The sequence below is a fragment of the Mesorhizobium sp. P3_A10 genome (assembly GCF_056403175.1).
Genome location: NZ_JBFUFZ010000009.1, coordinates 123,756 through 142,296 on the forward strand (window position 1 = coordinate 123,756; position 18,541 = coordinate 142,296).

Annotated in this window: 17 protein-coding genes; 2 read left to right on the forward strand and 15 right to left on the reverse strand. The window is 63.0% G+C overall.

What is annotated here, in order from left to right:
* Positions 1–339 precede the first annotated feature (339 nt).
* Positions 340–1,410 carry a TraB/GumN family protein gene (locus AC1DXU_RS27545; protein WP_477374064.1) on the forward strand — a complete coding sequence of 357 codons (1,071 nt, stop codon included), beginning with the start codon at positions 340–342 and terminating at the stop codon, positions 1,408–1,410.
* A gap of 41 nt (positions 1,411–1,451) precedes the next feature.
* Here the strand turns inward: AC1DXU_RS27545 and AC1DXU_RS27550 are convergent, their stop codons facing one another.
* The 12 genes from AC1DXU_RS27550 to mdh all read right to left on the reverse strand — a co-directional run bounded on the left by AC1DXU_RS27550 (position 1,452) and on the right by mdh (position 14,105).
* Positions 1,452–1,937, reverse strand: a complete 486-nt coding sequence (locus tag AC1DXU_RS27550; protein WP_477374066.1) for a DUF2867 domain-containing protein — start codon at positions 1,935–1,937, stop codon at positions 1,452–1,454.
* A 450-nt stretch (positions 1,938–2,387) separates the two neighbouring features.
* Complete coding sequence (locus AC1DXU_RS27555; RefSeq protein WP_477374068.1) at positions 2,388–2,744, reverse strand: hypothetical protein; 357 nt, start codon at positions 2,742–2,744, stop codon at positions 2,388–2,390.
* Positions 2,745–2,923: 179 nt separating this feature from the next.
* Complete coding sequence (lpdA, locus tag AC1DXU_RS27560; protein WP_477374149.1) at positions 2,924–4,330, reverse strand: dihydrolipoyl dehydrogenase; 1,407 nt, start codon at positions 4,328–4,330, stop codon at positions 2,924–2,926.
* A gap of 21 nt (positions 4,331–4,351) precedes the next feature.
* Positions 4,352–5,107 (reverse strand): SDR family oxidoreductase, encoded by a 756-nt coding sequence (locus AC1DXU_RS27565; RefSeq protein ID WP_477374070.1) that lies wholly within the window; start codon positions 5,105–5,107, stop codon positions 4,352–4,354.
* Positions 5,104–5,568 carry a hypothetical protein gene (locus AC1DXU_RS27570; RefSeq protein ID WP_477374151.1) on the reverse strand — a complete coding sequence of 155 codons (465 nt, stop codon included), beginning with the start codon at positions 5,566–5,568 and terminating at the stop codon, positions 5,104–5,106. Before AC1DXU_RS27570 ends, AC1DXU_RS27565 begins: the two co-directional genes overlap by 4 nt.
* Before the next feature lie 89 nt (positions 5,569–5,657).
* Positions 5,658–6,938: a 2-oxoglutarate dehydrogenase complex dihydrolipoyllysine-residue succinyltransferase gene (gene odhB / locus AC1DXU_RS27575; RefSeq protein WP_477374072.1), complete on the reverse strand. Its 1,281-nt coding sequence runs from the start codon at positions 6,936–6,938 to the stop codon at positions 5,658–5,660.
* Between the two features lie 45 nt (positions 6,939–6,983).
* On the reverse strand, positions 6,984–9,968 hold the full coding sequence (locus AC1DXU_RS27580; protein WP_477374074.1) for a 2-oxoglutarate dehydrogenase E1 component: 2,985 nt from the start codon (positions 9,966–9,968) through the stop codon (positions 6,984–6,986).
* Positions 9,969–10,103: 135 nt separating this feature from the next.
* Positions 10,104–11,006, reverse strand: a complete 903-nt coding sequence (gene sucD / locus AC1DXU_RS27585; RefSeq protein WP_477310046.1) for a succinate--CoA ligase subunit alpha — start codon at positions 11,004–11,006, stop codon at positions 10,104–10,106.
* 11 nt (positions 11,007–11,017) lie between these two features.
* On the reverse strand, positions 11,018–11,515 hold the full coding sequence (locus tag AC1DXU_RS27590; RefSeq protein WP_477374076.1) for a DUF1579 family protein: 498 nt from the start codon (positions 11,513–11,515) through the stop codon (positions 11,018–11,020).
* 2 nt (positions 11,516–11,517) lie between these two features.
* A complete protein-coding gene (locus AC1DXU_RS27595; protein WP_477310050.1) occupies positions 11,518–11,889 on the reverse strand; it encodes a cupin domain-containing protein in 372 nt (123 codons plus the stop codon).
* A gap of 4 nt (positions 11,890–11,893) precedes the next feature.
* The gene (gene sucC / locus AC1DXU_RS27600) at positions 11,894–13,087 is read right to left on the reverse strand and encodes an ADP-forming succinate--CoA ligase subunit beta (RefSeq protein WP_477374078.1); all 1,194 of its coding nucleotides are present in this window, start codon (positions 13,085–13,087) and stop codon (positions 11,894–11,896) included.
* A gap of 49 nt (positions 13,088–13,136) precedes the next feature.
* Positions 13,137–14,105: a malate dehydrogenase gene (mdh, locus tag AC1DXU_RS27605; protein WP_477374080.1), complete on the reverse strand. Its 969-nt coding sequence runs from the start codon at positions 14,103–14,105 to the stop codon at positions 13,137–13,139.
* Between the two features lie 215 nt (positions 14,106–14,320).
* Between mdh and AC1DXU_RS27610 the strand changes: the two genes are divergently transcribed.
* Positions 14,321–14,749 carry an N-acetyltransferase family protein gene (locus AC1DXU_RS27610; protein ID WP_477374082.1) on the forward strand — a complete coding sequence of 143 codons (429 nt, stop codon included), beginning with the start codon at positions 14,321–14,323 and terminating at the stop codon, positions 14,747–14,749.
* 262 nt (positions 14,750–15,011) lie between these two features.
* Here AC1DXU_RS27610 and zapE read toward each other — a convergent pair whose 3' ends face one another.
* From zapE to AC1DXU_RS27625, 3 genes are all read right to left on the reverse strand, one after another.
* Entirely contained in the window at positions 15,012–16,211 is a 1,200-nt protein-coding gene (gene zapE / locus AC1DXU_RS27615; protein WP_477374084.1) for a cell division protein ZapE, read from the reverse strand.
* Between the two features lie 30 nt (positions 16,212–16,241).
* Positions 16,242–16,781, reverse strand: a complete 540-nt coding sequence (locus AC1DXU_RS27620; protein WP_477310060.1) for a protease inhibitor Inh/omp19 family protein — start codon at positions 16,779–16,781, stop codon at positions 16,242–16,244.
* 190 nt (positions 16,782–16,971) lie between these two features.
* On the reverse strand, positions 16,972–18,405 hold the full coding sequence (locus tag AC1DXU_RS27625) for a hypothetical protein (RefSeq protein WP_477374086.1): 1,434 nt from the start codon (positions 18,403–18,405) through the stop codon (positions 16,972–16,974).
* Positions 18,406–18,541 lie beyond the last annotated feature (136 nt).

Sequence of the window (18,541 nt, forward strand, 5' to 3'; positions counted from 1 at the left end):
GTGGAGCAGTCGCGAAGCGACGTCGCGGAAACCCGAGGATCCATGCCGCGACGGTCGACACGAACACAGCGGTTCAGAATGATGGCTACGCTCACCAGAGCAGGTTCTGCACAGTAGCATCGGTCGGAAGTCGCGGCATGGATCCTCGGGTCTGCGCTGCGTCGCTACGCTCCTTGCTTCGCCCGTGGATGACGAAGAGACGAGCGTTTCCGCGAACCGCCGAAGCGCGCCACCTATCGGCACAGATCACCTTCGGGGTCTCAGCGCCAGGAGCCCGTCGAAGACAATTTCCCCATACAAGTTAACCGTTTTGCCGCTTTTTATCCCTAAAACCGGGTTATGAAACGCGTCATTGCCATCGCCGACCGCGCAGCACTCGTGTCGCTGAAGCTGCTCGTCGCGCTCAACGTCCTGTTTTTCCTGTCTTTCCTCATCGTCGCGCTGCTCGCTGCCGGTAAGGCGCATGCCGAAATCCCGACCTGCGCCGGCGCCGACATGCTATCTGCCTTGCAGAAGAGCGATCCCGCCGCCTACCAAAACGTCGCAGCGGAAGCCGCTGCGACGCCGAACGGCAAGGGCCTGTTGTGGAAGCTGGAAAAGCCGGGCGAAAAGCCATCCTGGCTGTTCGGCACCATGCATATGACCGATCCGCGCGTGACCGTGCTGCCGCCCGCCGCGCAAACGGCCTATGACGCCGCCGGCACCATCATCATCGAAACCACCGACGTGCTCGACAAGCAAAAGATGATGACGGCGATGCTCGAAGAGCCGGGCCTGATGATGTTCACCGACAACACGACGCTGTCGTCCTTGCTGTCGCCGGACGATGCGGCGGCAATGAACAGCGCGCTCGACGCGCGCGGTATTCCGCCGCTGACGGTGGCCAAGATGAAGCCCTGGCTGTTGTCGGCGATGCTGGCATTGCCGGCCTGCGAGCTCGCCCGCCAGTCGGGCGGGGCACCGGTGCTCGACGTCAAGCTGGCGGAAGGTGCAAAGGCTTCCGGAAAGTCGGTCGAAGGACTGGAAACGGCTGTCAGCCAGCTGCGCGCCATGGCCTCGCTGCCACTTTCCTTTCACATGAAGGGGCTCGTCGACACGCTGAAACTCGGCGACAAGGTCAATGACGTCAACGAGACCATGATCGTGCTCTACCTGCGTGGCGAGACCGGCATGTTCTGGCCAATGTTTCGCGCCGTTATTCCCGGCGCGGACGATGACCAGGCAGGCTACGCCGCGTTTGAGGAAACCATGATCACCAGCCGCAACAAGGTGATGGTCGATCATGCCGCACCGATCCTCGCCAAAGGCAACGCCTTCATGGCGGTCGGCGCCCTGCATCTTCCCGGTCCTGAAGGCCTGATCGAGGATTTCCGCAAAGCCGGATACACGGTTACGCCAGCCGGCCTCTAGGACCGATCAGCCGCCCATCGGTTCCCATTTTGGTCCGATGCTTACTTAGCCAAGACCTGAGCCAGCATCGCCGGGACGATAATCCGGTGAAAGGGTTTGACGATCGCGAGATAGACACGTCCGAACAGGTTGTGTGTTTTGACGATCGTCGACGCGGCGACTTCCTGGCGGCCGCCGCCAAGCTCCCTGACCTCGACCAGAACGCGAAAGTCGAGATGCCGGTCGTCAAGACCGAGGACGACCTTGCCTGGTGACCGGCTGATGAGCGGAAATATCCCGATCTTGCCTTCGGGCGCCGACGCGGCATCCGCGCCCGTCTTCAGGCCAAATGGCCGGACGGCGAAATTGCGCAACGTCGTCAGCCTGCCGATCCATCGCGGCGTTCGCCCCATGACGCGTTCGGTCGCGGCAATTGCGCTCAACGACAAGCCGTTTGCGACCAGCACGTAGCGGTCGGCGAATTGCGCGCCGGCAAGAACGTCCTGGGGATTGGGGAAAATCTGTAAAAGCGGCTTCATCGCGGCCATCCTTTAAGAGCAGGATAACAGCAGCACGCGCGCCGCGCTGCGTGGCGAAACGTCGCCAGCCATCTCCAGGATACGAGGGCCTGGAGCAGCATCCCGAACCGAAGGTCCGCGTCAGCGAAAGGCAGGTACCGGTTTTCGGAAAAGATCATGCTCAAAAAAGCCCTCCATCGCGCTTCAATCGGGATGGAATAGGCCCCAGTCGAGGATTTCCATAAAGCCGGCTATACTGTAAGCGTTGTCAACTGAGTCGCATGGCAGAGAGGGGGGCGGATTGCCGTGTTTTTGGCGTTTTCCAACCCTAGCGTGAAACCCATTCAACGATTGCGCGTTGATGGCTATTGATTGATATCTTTCATCCACGGAGGAGGACTTTTATGGCGAATCCAAACGACGCTCCCAAGTCGGGTGGCGGCAGCGCATGGCTGATTGCCCTGGTTGTCGTTATCCTGGCTATTGTCGCTTACTATGTTTTCGGCAGAAGCGGCGAACATCCGGCGCCAGCTGAACCGCCGGCCGCCAGCACACCGGCGCCAGCACCTGCGCCCGCCGAGCCGATGAAGCCCGCCGAACCGGCGCCTGCTCCCGCACCAGCCCCTGCTCCCGCACCGGCTCCTGCGCCAGCCCCGGCTCCTGCGCCCGCACCGGCACCGGCACCGGCACCTGCGCCGACACCCTGATCAGGCCTCTGATTGCAAATGAGAACGGCCCGCTGAAAAGCGGGCCGTTTTGTTTTGAGGTGATGAGCCCTTGGGCGATAGCGGCAAGCCCCGCACCTTCGTCATCCTCGGGCTTGACCCGAGGATCCATGCCGCGACCTCTGTGAAGGGCGCAACTGGGCAGAACGCAGCCTCGCTACGACAGCCGAAAACGATAGGTATGCATCGCCGCGACGCTTTAACGTCGCGGCATGGATCCCAGGGTCTTCGCGACGCCGCTTCGCGGCTGCTCCGCCCTGGGATGACGACGCGTTGGTCGGCCCCTTAAGGCTAGATGTGGATCGGCTTGAAGAACGTGGCCAGCGCCGCTTCCTTCACCGCTTCCGACATCGTCGGATGCGCGTGGCAGGTGCGGGCGAGATCTTCCGACGAGCCACCGAACTCCATCAGCACCGCTGCCTCGTGGATCATTTCGCCGGCGCCGAAGCCGACGATGTGAACGCCGAGCACGCGGTCGCTCGCCTTGTCGGCCAGTATCTTGACGAAGCCGTCGGTGTGCAGCATGGCGCGCGCCCGGCCATTGGCGGTGAACGGGAATTTGCCGGCCTTGTAGTCGATGCCGGCCTTTTTCAGCTCTTCCTCGGTCTTGCCGACCGAGGCGATTTCCGGGCTGGTGTAGACGACACTCGGGATGACCTCGTAGTTCACATGGCCGGCCTGGCCGGCAATGGTCTCGGCCACCGCCACGCCCTCGTCCTCGGCCTTGTGCGCCAGCATCGGTCCCGCGATGACATCGCCGATGGCGTAGATGCCGGGTACGTTGGTCCTGAGATGCCCGTCGGTCTTGACCCGGCCGCGCTCGTCGACCTCGATACCGGCCTCCTTCAGCCCAAGGCTGTCGGAATAAGCCCGGCGTCCCGTGGCGATCAGCACCGCGTCGGCCTCGATCGTCTCCGCCGCTCCGCCTTTGACGGGTTCGAAGGTGACGGTCGCGCCCTTCTTGGCCTTGGCGACACCGGTGACTTTGGCGCCGAGCTTGAACTCGAAACCTTGCTTGGAAAGCAGGCGCTGGAACTGCTTGGAGACCTCGCCGTCCATGCCGCCCAAAATGGTGTCGAGGAACTCGACGACGGTGACCTTGGCGCCGAGCCTGGCCCACACCGAGCCGAGCTCCAGCCCGATGACGCCGCCGCCGACCACCACCAGATGAGCCGGTACCTTGGCCAGCGACAGCGCGCCGGTGGACGACACGATCACCTTCTCGTCGATATCGACCTTGACGCCCGGAATGCCGGCGACATCCGAGCCGGTGGCGATGACGATGTTCTTGGTTTCGATCTCCTCGACCTTGCCGTCCTCCGAGGTGACCGAGACCTTGCCGGCCGCAACCACTTTGCCGGTGCCGCGAAACGAGTCGATCTTGTTCTTCTTGAACAGGAAGGCGACACCGTTGACGTTGGACGTTACCGTCGCATCCTTGTGCGCCATCATCTTCTTCAGATTGAGCTTCGGCGTCACCTCGACGCCGAGCGTGTCGAAGGAATGGCTCGCCTCGGCGAACATCTCTGAGGCATGCAGCAGCGCCTTGGACGGGATGCAGCCGATGTTGAGGCAGGTGCCGCCGAAGGTCGCATTCTTCTCGACCACCGCCGTCTTCAGCCCGAGCTGTGCCGCCTTGATGGCGCAGACATAGCCGCCCGGTCCCGATCCGATGATAACGACGTCATAAGCCATGATGTTGTCCTTCTCGTCAGGGGCTCAGCGGCCGCCGCTCACATTCAAGATTGCGCCCGTCGTATAGGACGCCTCGTCGGATAGAAGATAGAGCACTGCATGCGCTACTTCATCCGCCGTGCCGGCCCGTTTCATCGGCAGCATGTCCCGCATCCGCGCCACACGGTCGGGCTGGCCGCCGGAGGCGTGGATTTCGGTGTCGGTGATGCCGGGGCTGACCGCATTGACGCGCACGCCTTCGGTCACAACTTCGCGCGCCAGCCCGATGGTGAAGGTGTCGATCGCACCCTTGGAGGCGGCATAGTCGACATACTCGCCAGGTGCGCCCAGCCGAGCCGCCGCGGACGAGATGTTGACGATGGCACCGCCGTTGCCGCCATGACGGGTCGACATGCGTTTCACCGCCTCGCGGGCGCAGAGAAAGGAGCCGATGACATTGATGCGCATCATGCGCTCCAGCCGCGCCGCGCTCATCTCGTCGACGCGCGCCTTGACGTCGACGATGCCGGCATTGTTGACGAACGCGTCGAGCCGGCCGAAGGCCGTGTCCACAGCTTCGAACATGGCGACGATATCGGCCTCGGCGCCGACATCACCCTTGATCGCAAAGGCTTCGCCGCCTGCCGCGCCTATTTCAGCGACCAGTGCGTCGGCAGCGTCCTGGTTCGACGCATAGTTGACCGCGACGCGATAGCCGGCCGCGGCCCCGAGCCGGCAGACGGCAGCACCGATGCCACGGCTGCCGCCGGTGACCAGCAGCACTTTTTTCGCCGCGCTCATTCCTGGCAACCCTTCAGCAGAAAAACATCCCACGGCACTTTCGAAAATCCGTTCTCGCCATAGGCCGCCGACATCTGCAGGGACGCCCCAAGGTCCGGAAAGATCAGACTTCTAGGCGCATCCACTTTTTCGGCCGGCAGCAAGGCGATGTTACCCTTGTCATCGGCACTGTAGACGACGCCCTCCCACACCGTGCAGGCTGCAAGCTCCTCGCCGGTGACGTCGCCCGTCGGGCATTTGTACATCAGCGAGCCATGCGGCCGCGAAACACCATTGGTCCACATGACGAGGCCGTCGAGCACGACGCCCTTGTCTAGCACCATCTTGAAGCTGTTGGTGACGGTTGCCGAATCCATCGTCGGCCGGAAATCGATGCTGGCCTCGCTCTCGCCATCGCCATAGACGGCAAGCGCTAGCGGGCAGGCGGCATGGGCATTTACGGTGACCAGCGCCATGCCCATCGCGACCGATGAGGTCGACAAACTTCTGAACAGGCGAAAGGCACGGGTCGTCATGCGGCGGCGCAGTCCTTTCTTCCCTGAGCAGCGCTTTAGAGATCGAGCACCAGCCGCTCCGGATCCTCCAGGCTTTCCTTGACCCGGACCAGGAACGTCACTGCTTCCTTGCCGTCGACGATGCGGTGATCGTATGAGAGCGCCAGGTACATCATTGGCCGGATCACGATCTGGCCGCCGACCACCACCGGCCGGTCCTGGATCTTGTGCATGCCGAGAATGCCGGACTGCGGCGCATTGAGGATCGGCGTCGACATCAGCGAACCGTAAACGCCACCGTTGGAAATCGTAAACGTGCCGCCCTGCATGTCGGCGACCGAAAGCTTGCCGTCACGCGCGGCGATGCCCAGCCGGCCGATATCTTTCTCGATCTCGGCGATCGACATCTGGTCGGCATTGCGCACCACCGGCACGACCAGGCCCTTTTCGGTGCCGACGGCGACGCCGACATGGGCATAGTTCTTGTAGATGATGTCGGTGCCGTCGATCTCGGCGTTGACGGCCGGGATTTCCTTCAGCGCATGCGTTACCGCCTTGGTGAAGAAGCCCATGAAGCCTAGCTTTACGCCGTGCTTCTTTTCGAACACGTCCTTGTACTTGGTCCGCAGCGCCATCACCGCTGACATATCGACCTCGTTGAAGGTGGTCAGCATGGCGGCGGTCGACTGCGCTTCCTTGAGCCGGCGCGCGATGGTCTGGCGCAATTTGGTCATGCGCACACGCTCTTCGCGTGAGGCATCGTCGGCGGAGGTCGGCGCACGAGCAACGACCAGCGCGGGTGCTGCTTTCGGTGTCTCCGCCGGCTGCGATGGTGCGCCCTTGGAAATGGCGTCGAGCACGTCGCCCTTCAGCACCTGGCCGCGCTTGCCGGAGCCGGAGAGCTGGTCGACGGACAGATTGTTCTCGGCGATGAGTTTTGCCGCGGCGGGCGCCGGCGGCATGGAGCGCGGCTCGACCGCACCGGCATCGCCGGCGATCTTGGCGGTCTCGGCCGCTGCCTGCTTGACGGTGGACGCCGCGTCGGGGCTCGACGCCTGCGATACGGCTTGTGGCTTGGTCGCCGGGGCAGCGGCGTCGCCGCCGGCCGTAATCATGCCCAGCAGTGCACCGACACCGACCGTCTCGCCTTCCTTGGCGGCGATCTCACTCAACGTCCCAGCGCTTGCTGCGGGCACCTCCACCGTCACCTTGTCGGTCTCGAGCTCGACCAGCGGCTCGTCGGCAGCGATGGCGTCGCCGACCTTCTTGAACCATTTGCCGATGGTCGCCTCGGTGACGGATTCGCCGAGAGTGGGGACGCGGATTTCGGTAGCCATTGTGCCTGTCCGTTTCTTTCTGAGTTTTATTCGCCCAGTTCTGTTCTATTCACCGAGCGCGTCTTCGAGCAAGGCGGCGAGCTGCGCGAGATGCTTCGACATCAGTCCGGTCGCCGGCGAAGCCGCGGCCGGCCGGCCGGTGTAGCGCACCCGCTGGTGCTTCGCGTCGATATGCGCCAGCACCCATTCGAGATAGGGATCGATGAACGACCAGGCGCCCATGTTCTTCGGCTCTTCCTGGCACCACACCATCTCCGCATTGCGGAAGCGTGACAGTTCGGTGATCAGCGCCTTGGCGGGGAACGGATAGAGCTGTTCGACGCGCAGCAGGTAGATGTCGTTGATGCCGCGCTTCTCGCGCTCCTCGTAGAGGTCGTAATAGACCTTGCCCGAGCACAGCACGACACGGCGGATCTTCGAATCCTTGACCAGCTTGATCGCCTGGCCGGAGAGCAGCTGGGCGTCGTCCCAGAGCAGCCGGTGGAAGGCGCTTTCGCCCGAAATTTCCGGCAGCGTCGACACCGCCCGCTTGTGGCGCAGCAACGACTTCGGCGTCATCAGGATCAGCGGCTTGCGGAAATCGCGCTTCAACTGCCGCCGCAGGATATGGAAATAATTAGCCGGCGTAGTGACATTGGCCACCTGCATATTGTCTTCGGCGCAAAGCTGCAGGAAGCGCTCCAGACGAGCCGAAGAATGCTCTGGCCCCTGGCCTTCATAGCCATGCGGCAACAGGCAGACGAGCCCCGACATTCTGAGCCACTTGCGTTCGCCCGACGAGATGAACTGGTCGAACACCACCTGGGCGCCGTTGGCGAAGTCGCCGAACTGCGCTTCCCACAAGGTCAGCGCCTTCGGCTCGGCCAGGCTGTAGCCATACTCGAAGCCGAGCACCGCCTCTTCCGACAGCATCGAGTTGATGACTTCGTAGCCGGCTTGCGCCGCCGACAGATTGTTGAGCGGGATATAGCGGGTCTCGTCGCGCTGGTCGTAGAGCACGGAATGGCGCTGCGAAAACGTGCCGCGTTCGGAATCCTGCCCCGACAGCCGGATCGGATTGCCGTCGAGCAGGATGGCGCCGAAGGCCAGCGCCTCGGCCGTCGACCAGTCGATGCCTTCGCCCGATTCGATCGCCTGGCGGCGGTTCTCGAGGAAGCGGATGATGGTCTTGTGCGCCTCGAAATCCCTAGGCACTTCGGTCAGCTTCTTGCCGATTTCCTTCAAGGTCTTGACCGGCACGGCGGTCTTGCCGCGCCTTTGTTCGTCCTGGTTGTCGGCCGTGCGCAGGCCCGACCAGGCGCCGTCCAGCCAGTCGGCCTTGTTGGGCTTGTAGTGCTGGCCGACTTCCCATTCCTGTTCCAGATGCGCGCGCCAGTCGGCCTTGAGCTTGTCGAACTCGGCCTGGGTCAGGTGGCCTTCGGCGATCAGCCGGTCAGCATAGATCTGCACCGTCGTCTTGTGGCTGCGGATGTTGCGATACATGATCGGCTGGGTGAAGGCCGGCTCGTCGCCCTCATTGTGGCCGAAGCGGCGGTAGCAGAACATGTCGACCACGACAGGCTTGTGGAACTTCATGCGGAATTCGATCGCCACCTTGGTGGCGTGGACCACGGCTTCCGGGTCGTCGCCATTGACGTGGAAGATCGGCGCTTCGATCATCTTGGCCACGTCCGACGGGTAGGGCGACGAACGCGAGAAGCGCGGATTGGTGGTGAAGCCGATCTGGTTGTTGATAATGAAATGCAGCGTGCCGGCAACGCGGTGGCCGCGCAGGCCCGACAGGCCGAGGATCTCGGCAATCACGCCCTGGCCGGCGAAGGCGGCGTCGCCATGCAGCAGCAGCGGCAGCACCTTGGCGCGCTCTTCCAGCGGCACGATTTCCTCGCGGCTGCGGCCAAACAGATAGTCCTGCTTGGCGCGCGCCTTGCCCATCACCACCGGATCGACGATTTCCAGATGCGAGGGATTGGCGGTCAAGGACAAATGCACCTTGTTGCCGTCGAACTCGCGGTCCGACGAGGCGCCGAGATGGTACTTCACGTCGCCCGAACCTTCGACCTCGTCGGGGGCCGCCGAGCCGCCCTTGAACTCGTGGAAAATTGCGCGGTGCGGCTTGGCCATCACCTGGGAGAGCACGTTCAGCCGGCCGCGATGCGCCATGCCGAGCACGATCTCCTTCATGCCGAGCTGGCCGCCGCGCTTGATAATCTGCTCCAGCGCCGGGATCAGCCCCTCGGCGCCATCGAGGCCGAAGCGCTTGGTGCCCTTGTACTTGACGTCGATGAACTGCTCGAAGCCTTCGGCCTCGATCAGCTTCTGCAGGATCGCCTTCTTGCCGGTGGCGGTGAAGCTGATCTCCTTGTCGGCACCTTCGATGCGCGCCTGGATCCAGGCCTTCTCCACCGGATCGGAAATGTGCATGAACTCGACGCCCAGCGTCGAGCAATAGGTGCGCGTCAGGATATCGAGCATCTGCCGGATGGTGCCGAATTCGAGCCCGAGCACATTGTCGAGGAAGATCGGCCGGTCGTAGTCGGCTGATGTAAAGCCGTAATTTTCCGGCGACAGTTCGTTGTAGTCCTCGAGCTTGGCGATGCCGAGCGGATCGAGATTGGCGTGCAGATGGCCGCGCATGCGGTAAGCGCGGATCATCATGATGGCGCGCACCGAATCGCGCGTCGCCTGGTGCACATCGGCATCGGACAGCACGATACCGTTGGTGACGGCCTTGTCCTTGACCTTCTTTTCCAGGTGCTTTTCGACGATCCCCCAATTGCCGTCGAGCGCCGACACCAGTTCGCCATTGGCCTGCAGCGGCCATGAGGGCCTCGCCCAGGAGGCGCCCTTGGCGTTCTTGCGCACATCGCCGGCGTCGTCCTTCAGCGCCGAGAAGAAGTCCTGCCACTCGGGATTGACCGATTCCGGATCATCCTCATAGGCGGCGTGCAGCGCCTCGATATAGTCGGCATTGCCGCCGTACAGGAAAGAGGTGAGCGAAAACTGGTCGTTGGCCTGATCTTGTCTTGCCATTTTTTGCCTGCGGAGCCTGGCTCCGTCTCCTGTTTTTGGAGGGGAGTAGGGCAGTAGGGGAATAGGGCAGTAGGGAAAGCAAGCCGCGCTCGTCCCGTTCTTCCTATTTCCCTACTGCCATACTGCCCTACTCCCTTAACCTTTGATCGCCTCGACCAGCGTCGTGCCCAGCCGTGCCGGCGATGGCGAAACCTTGATGCCGGCCGATTCCATTGCCGCAATCTTGTCCTCGGCGCCGCCCTTGCCGCCGGAGATAACCGCGCCGGCATGGCCCATCGTGCGTCCCGCCGGCGCCGTGCGCCCGGCGATGAAGCCGGCCATCGGCTTCTTGCGGCCGCGCTTGGCTTCGTCCTTGAGGAACTGCGCCGCGTCTTCCTCGGCCGAACCGCCGATCTCGCCGATCATGATGATCGACTTGGTCTCGTCGTCGGCAAGGAACATTTCCAGCATGTCGATGAATTCGGTGCCCTTGACCGGGTCGCCGCCAATGCCGACGGCGGTGGTCTGGCCGAGGCCGACATTGGTGGTCTGGAAGACCGCCTCATAGGTAAGCGTTCCCGAGCGCGAAACAACGCCGACCGAACCCTTGCGGAAGATGTTGCCGGGCATGATGCCGATCTTGCATTCGTTGGGGGTCAAGACGCCCGGGCAGTTCGGGCCGATCAGCCGCGAGGTCGAGCGGTCGAGCCGTGCCTTGACCTTGATCATGTCCATCACCGGTATGCCTTCGGTGATGCAGATGATAAGCGGGATCTCGGCCTCGATCGCCTCCAGGATCGCTTCGGCGGCACCCGCTGGCGGCACATAGACGACCGAGGCGTTGGCGCCGGTCCTTTCCTTGCCTTCGGCGACAGTGGCGAAGATCGGCAGGCTTTCGCCCTTCGAGCCGGTCCACGTCTCGCCGCCCTTCTTCGGATGGATGCCGCCGACCATCTTGGTGCCGTGATAGGCCAGCGCCTGTTCGGTGTGGAACGTGCCGGTCTTGCCGGTCAGGCCTTGCACCAGCACCTTGGTGTTCTTGTCGATGAGAATGGACATGATGGCCCTTTTTACAAACCGTTGATCGAGGAAGGCGAAACGCGTCGGTAAACGCCGCTCACCATGTCTTGCCAGATGTTGCTGCCGGCCGGCTGGAACTGCAGCCGCATCCGGTAACTGTCATCTGTATCGAAAATGTAGGTCACGCGGGCCGATCCGCGCGGCGACGAGCGGACCAGCACCAACTCGCTGCCGTTCCAGGCACCTGTGGCAGGAGTAGCCGGCACAAAGCCCATCGAATCGAACTGGTGCATGCTGACGACGCTGTTTTGCTGGTCGAAGCCGAACACATTGTGCGAACCGAACGAGATCGTCCCGTCGCGGCGCTGGCGATAGCGCTGCACCACGAACAGGCCGCCGAACTGTGCCTCTGCCAGCACTTCCGACGTCGCCGTGCCGGCATCGGTCCATTGCGTGGCCGCCACCTCTTCTTCGCCACGCCACGCGCCGACCAGCGCCTGCAGGCGCTGGTGATCGGCCGAGAGCGAAGAGAAGGAGGCCGCGTTCATGGTCAGAGCCGCTTCAGCTCGGCGACGGTAAGGTCGCTCTTGGCATTGCCGGTGTTGAGCGTCGTCGCCGGCTCGAACATCAGCACCACGGGCTCCGCCGTCAGCGAACGTGGACGATGCTCGACGCCACGCGGCACGACCATGAAGTCGCCCTCGCCGAGCTCGACCGGACCGTCGCGGAAATCGATGGCGATGCGCCCGCGCAGCACGAGGAAGGCTTCATCTTCCCTCTCATGCGCGTGCCAGTCGAAGATCTCGCCGAACTTGGCGACCTTCGCTTGGGCATCATTGACGTCGCCGGCAATATGCGGATCGAAGACCTTGCTGATCTTCGCGTCGGCCGCCTCGACCAGGTTTATCTTGCGCGGAGGCACCAGATCAGCCCTTCACCGCCGCCACGATCTTCTTGGCTGCGTCGTCGAGGTCATCGGCAGAGACCACATTGAGGCCGCTGTCGTTGATGATCTTCTTGCCGAGCTCGGCATTGGTGCCTTCCAGACGCACCACCAGCGGCACTTGCAGGCCGACTTCCTTGACCGCGGCGATGACGCCCTCGGCAATGATGTCGCACTTCATGATGCCGCCGAAGATGTTGATCAGAATGCCTTTGACCGCGGGATCCTTGGTGATGATCTTGAACGCCGCCGTCACTTTTTCCTTGGACGCGCCGCCACCGACATCGAGGAAGTTGGCGGGTTCGGCGCCGTAGAGCTTGATGATGTCCATCGTCGCCATGGCGAGGCCCGCGCCATTGACCATGCAGCCGATATTGCCGTCTAGCGCGACATAGGCGAGGTCGTATTTCGACGCCTCGATCTCCTTCTCGTCCTCTTCGGTGGTGTCGCGCAATTCCATCACGTCGGGGTGGCGAAACAGCGCGTTGTTGTCGAACGACACTTTGGCGTCGAGCACGCGCAACCGTCCGTCCTTCATGACGATCAGCGGGTTGACCTCGAGCAGGCTCATGTCCTTCTCGACGAAGGCCTTGTAGAGGATCGGGAACAGCGTATCGCCGTCCTTGGCAGCAATGCCGTCGAGCTTCAGCGCGCCGTTCAGCGCCTTCAGATCGGCCGCCGTGACGCCCTTTTCCGGGTCGATGGCGACAGTGATGATCTTTTCCGGCGTATCATGCGCGACCGCCTCGATGTCCATGCCGCCTTCCGTCGAGACGACGAAGGCGATGCGGCCGACGGTGCGGTCGACCAGGATCGACAGATAAAGCTCGCGCTCGATATCGGCGCCGTCCTCGATATAGAGGCGGTTGACCTGCTTGCCGGCCGGGCCGGTCTGCTTGGTCACCAGTGTGTGGCCGAGCATCTCCTTGGCGTTGGCGACCACTTCGGCCACCGACTTGGCCAGCCGCACGCCGCCCTTGGCGTCGGGAGCAAGCTCCCTAAACTTGCCCTTGCCGCGGCCGCCGGCATGGATCTGGCTCTTCACCACATAGAGCGGCCCGGGCAGCGCCTTGGCCGCGGCTTCCGCCTCGCTTGCCTTGAACACCGGTACGCCTTCGGCAACCGGTGCGCCAAAGCTCTTCAGCAGCGCCTTGCCCTGATACTCATGGATGTTCATCGAGACTGTCTCCGGGTCACAGCTAGGTTGGCGGGATGGCGGCGAGAGATCACTTGTTGGCGAGATGCGGAGCGATCTTGACGCAGGCCTCGGTGAGGCCCTGCACCGTCGCCACCGACGCGTCGAACATCTTCTGCTCGCTCTTGTTGAGGTCGATCTCGATGATGCGTTCGACGCCGCCGGCGCCGATCACCACGGGCACGCCGACATAGGTGCCCTTGACGCCATACTGTCCCGAGAGATGCGCCGCGCAGGGCAGCACGCGCTTCTTGTCCTTGAGATAGGCTTCGGCCATCGAGATCGCCGAGGCGGCCGGCGCATAGAAGGCCGAGCCGGTCTTGAGCAGGCCGACGATCTCGGCGCCGCCGTCGCGGGTGCGCTGCACGATCTGGTCGAGCCTTTCCTTCGAGGTCCAGCCCATCTTGATCAGGTCGGGCAGCGGAATGCCTGACACCGTCGAATAGCGGATCATCGGCACCATGGAATCGCCGTGGCCGCCGAGCACGAAGGCGGTGACGTCCTCGACCGAGACCTTGAACTCCTCGGCCAGGAAATAGCGGAAACGCGAGCTATCGAGCACGCCGGCCATGCCGACGACATGGCTCTTCGGCAGGCCGGAAAACTTCTGCAGCGCCCAGACCATGGCATCGAGTGGGTTGGTGATGCAGATGACGAACGCCTTCGGCGCATACTTCTTCAGGCCGGCGCCGACCTGCTCCATGACCTTCAGATTGATGCCCAGGAGATCGTCGCGGCTCATGCCGGGCTTGCGCGGCACGCCGGCGGTGACGATGCAGACATCCGCACCCTCGATGCCGGCATAGTCGTTGACGCCGGTCAGCCTGGAGTCGAACCCATCGACCGGCGACGACTGCGCGATGTCGAGACCCTTGCCTTGCGGGACGCCCTCGGCGATATCGAACAGCACGACGTCGCCGAGATCCTTGAGGCCGATCATGTGTGCGAGGGTGCCGCCGATCATGCCAGAGCCGATGAGCGCTATCTTGTTGCGTGCCATGTGAGGATGTTTTCCCTTTGTCGGTGACGGCGCCGAACGGCGTCGAAGAAGAGGCCGGAATGCTGCGGGGTATCAGCGAATTTTCGCCGCACCCAATAGCCTTGGTGGAAAAAATATTCAAACGATTATTTTCGAGTGAATAATTTCAATCGGTTAGAAACATTGGGATTTACGTAAACGTCAAAGTTGTTAAGCCGACTTGGGAGATTTTGCACATGACTGTGGAAATCAGAAGGCTCAATCCTAGTGATGACGCCATTTTGATGCGGATCGCCGAAGATGTGTTCGACGAGCCGGTGCGGGCCGACAGGCTGGCCGCCTATCTCGCCGCGCCGGGCCATCTGATGATCGTGGCGCTGGCCGATGATGTCGTTGTCGGCCAATGCGCCGCCGTCACCCACCGCCACCCCGACAAGGTCAGCGAACTCTACATCGACGAAGTCGGCGTGTCCCCGGCCTTCCAGCGCCAGGGCATCGCCCGAAAAATGCTCGACGCCATGTTGGCGCTCGGCCGCGAGCAGGGTTGCGGGGAAGCCTGGGTCGGCACCGAGCCGGACAATGTTGCGGCACGAGCACTTTATGAAACGCGCCGGGAGCCGCATGGGCCGGCGGAGGATTTCGTCATGTATGCGTATGAACTTTAGAGATTGGCCGAAAGCCTCACACCTTCGTCATCCTAGGGCGGAGCAGGAGCGAAGCGACGTCGCGGAGACCCTAGGATCCATTCCGTGACGGTGATGAACCCGCAGCGGCGCAGAACAATCGCTGCTCTTCCCGTTTCGTCCGCTGGTCGTATCGCAAAGTTCTGCACCGCCGCGACGCCCGCAAGTCGCGGCATGGATCCTAGGGTCTGCACTGCGTCGCTTCGCTCCTTGCTCCGCCCTAGGATGACGAAATGCATGGCGGCTAAGCCTGCGCCTGCTGCACTTCGGCAACCGCCTTCGCCTTGTGCCGTTCCGCCCAATCCTCCAGCCAGTCACGGCTCTGCATCTCGATCAATCGCGAGGCGGTGCGTTCGAACTCGAACACCTCGACGCCGCGCTTGGCGGTATAGAGCAGATTTGGCTGCGCCGCCGCACTCACCACCAGCCGCACATGATGGTCGTAGAGCGTGTCGATCAACAGGATGAAGCGCTTGGCCTCGTTGCGCCGGCCTTCGCCGAGCACCGGAACATGGTCGATGAAGATCGTCGAAAACCGACCGGCAATGGCCAGATAGTCGCGGGCGCCATGCGGCTTTTCACACAGATCGGCGAAGGAAAACCGCGCCGCAGCACCGGCGGCAGCCGGCACCGCGACCTGCCGACCCTTCACTGTCAGCGCCGTCCCGGCGGTCGGCGCACCATGCGTCATTGCTTCCCAGGCGTCATCGAGCGTCCGATCGGCAGCCGCATCGTCCGGGGTGACATAGACCGGGGTGCGCGCCAATTTTTCCAGCCGGTAGTCCTTGTCGGCGTCGAGCGCCAGCACATGGGTCTGCCGTTCGAGAATGCCGATGAAGGGCAGGAACAGCTGGCGGTTCAGCCCGTCGCGATAGAGATCCTGCGGTGCGACATTGGAGGTGGCGACCAGCACCACGCCATTGGCAAACAGCGCCGAAAACAGCCGGGACAGGATCATCGCATCGGCAATGTCGGTGACCGAAAACTCGTCGAAGCACAGCACCCAGGCCTGCTCGGCCAGTGCGCGCGCCACCGGCGGGATCGGGTCGTCCTCCTTGACGTCGCCGTTCTTGCGCGCGGCCCGATGCTTCTGGATGCGGTCCTGCACATCGGCCATGAAGTCGTTGAAATGCACGCGGCGCTTGCGCCGCACCGGCAGCAGCTCGAAGAACATGTCCATCAGCATGGTCTTGCCGCGGCCGACGCCGCCATGGATGTAGAGGCCTTTGACCGGCTCATGCGTTTCGCGCTTGCGGGCAAACAGCCAGCCCAGCGCACTCGATTTCTGCGCCAGCCGTTTTGCCGAAATTTCGTCGGTCAGCCGGTCGAGCGCTGCGGCGATCCGCTCCTGCGCAGGGTCGCGTTCGATCGCGCCGGTCTCGACCAGATGGTCGAAGCGCTGCCTGACGGTCGCATGGGTCTGGAGGCCGTCACGCAGATGCATCGGTCACGTCATAAAAGAGGTAGGTCGGCCTTATCGTGTAAGCGAAATCGGCAAGCCGGTGGAAGTCTGGCCGTCGAATTTCGAGCCGCCCGAGGAATAGAGCCGCGCCAGCGTGCCGCCATTCTCGTCATAGAGCGTCAGCTGCTTGCCGGCGACGTTCCACGACTTGATGCCATCGATGGGAGCCGGGCAATGCAGCGGCCCGGCGCGGAAGCCGGCGCCGAATTTGGTCTGCGGCGTCGCCACCTTGCAGCTCTGTCCGGAGACACTGGCGTTCCAGACGCCGGCGACGCTGGCCGCGGTCAGGTCGGTGGCGCCGGCTGGCGCCGTTCCATCCGGCGGCAGCGAGGCGACCTGCGTGTTTGCCGGCGCGGTCGGGAATTGCGACGGGTCGGTGGCGCCGGGCGTTGCCGGCGGCGGCAGCTGGTTGCCGGTCACCTGGCCGGCGGGCGCAGGCTGCAGCGGCGCCGGCTGCTGGTCGTCCATTGATGAAAAGCGCGAGGTCGAACAGCCGCTCGCAATGAGGGCGGCCAGCGATACGGCCAGCAAACCGGTCTTCGAAAAATTCATGTCAACCTCCGTCGGATCCGGCTGGGGGTGCCGTCCGCGCAATCTCACCTCCACCAAGACGGAGAAGGTGGCGAAATTTCAACCTGATATGGTTAAAATACGGTTTGCGGCAACATTTGTTGCAAATTTAACGCAATCATCCGGCCAAGGGCGCGCTCGTCGGCCATCGGGAGCTTGACCGGGAGGTGCCCTAGCGCGGCTCGAACCGGTAGAGCGGCTGCGAAACCGGCATTGGGGGCCGCAGCAGGTCGGCGCATCGGCGGTCCAGCCTAAGCGCCAACTGATGAGAGCGCCGCACTGCCGTCTTCCAATCGCCGGCCGTTTTCAGCAAGGCCAACGCATCCGCAGGACGGTCGGCTGCGATCATGAGATCGGCCGCGACGATGCGATCTTCCGGCGCGATGGCTTCGCCGCTCTTCAGCTTGCCGGCCAACCCAACCCACTGTTCCCAGGGGAAGGCCGCGGTGAGCAGATCCGGGCGACGTGGCGGTTCGGCCCCATTGTCTAGCATGAAGGAGGCCAACATCACCCGGGCTAACGCCCTGTCTATGAACGACTCCGCCGTTTCGCCCTGCATTTCCGAGATTAGAGCGTCGCGCAAATTATGCTCCCGGTCGCGGCGGCCAAGAATGTAGTCGATCCCGTCGAGCATGGCTGCCGTGACCGTATCGGGATTGTTGATCGGGTCGAGATGTTTTGCGGCAATCTGCGCGTTGATCGCCCCTGCCACCGTTGTGCCGAGGCTGAGGTTGCCGGTCTGGTTCACGAGAGGCAGCAAGATCGCAGTTTGAGGAACATAGGCAATCAGCTGCCCGATCGACCGGATGGCTGAGCCCAGATCGTTTTGACCGTCGAGCGCCTGCACCTCCGCTGGCTGTTTGGACATATCGAAGGAAGGGCGAAGATTGGCCAGGTTCAGGGCTTGGCGGATAAACCATATGCGACCACCCTTGTCGGAACGTACTGCGGGGGGAAGCCTGTCGAGGTAAGCTACATAGTCCGAGAGGTCGTCTTTGACTGCCCTCATCTCCAGAGCCACGGGCCAGATGCCTGCGTCTTCCGCTCTTTTGGCAAGGCGCGACTTGGCGTCATCCTCGAGGTCCGCCAGCACCTGGGCAAGCCCCACGGAAATCCTCGACGCGTCGAACTGGCCGGCGTCGGCCGCACGCCAGCGCGCCAGTTCGCCCAGCAGCCAGTCGCCGCCGTCCTCGGTGACGAGCGTGCGCCAGGCAGATTCACCAAGCTGAGGCACAACCGACTTCGCGTTGCGCTCCGGCTGCATGCCGGCGATCATCGCCGTCCGCTCCGGCGTTGTTGCATAGGCAAGTCTGAGTTCGCCAATCCGCAGCGGCGGATGGCTGCGTTTTTCCAGACCGGCCAGCAGCGCCGAGCCTTCGGTGTAGCTGAGGCCGCCATAGCGGATCTTCAGATAGGCCGCATCATCCCCATAACGATCGCGCCAGAAATTGGGGAACGTAGCTGGCTCAGCAAGCAGGAAATCAGCGCTGGCCAGGATGGTTGGCGCATGGATGCAGGCGCTGGGCTTGTCGGGCTGCGTCTGCGCTACAGCCATCGACGGCGCGGACGCTATCCCGATGATCGCAAGAAAAGTCAGCCAGCGCATGGTTTGAACCCCTCCGCTACGACAGCATCGTACACCGAAAATCCCCACCGACACCAGCAAGCCGGGCATACCGGCTCGCTGGTGTCTGGTTGCTGCCCGGTATTGCGCCAAAGGCCAGCGTCCCTATGTTTGCTGA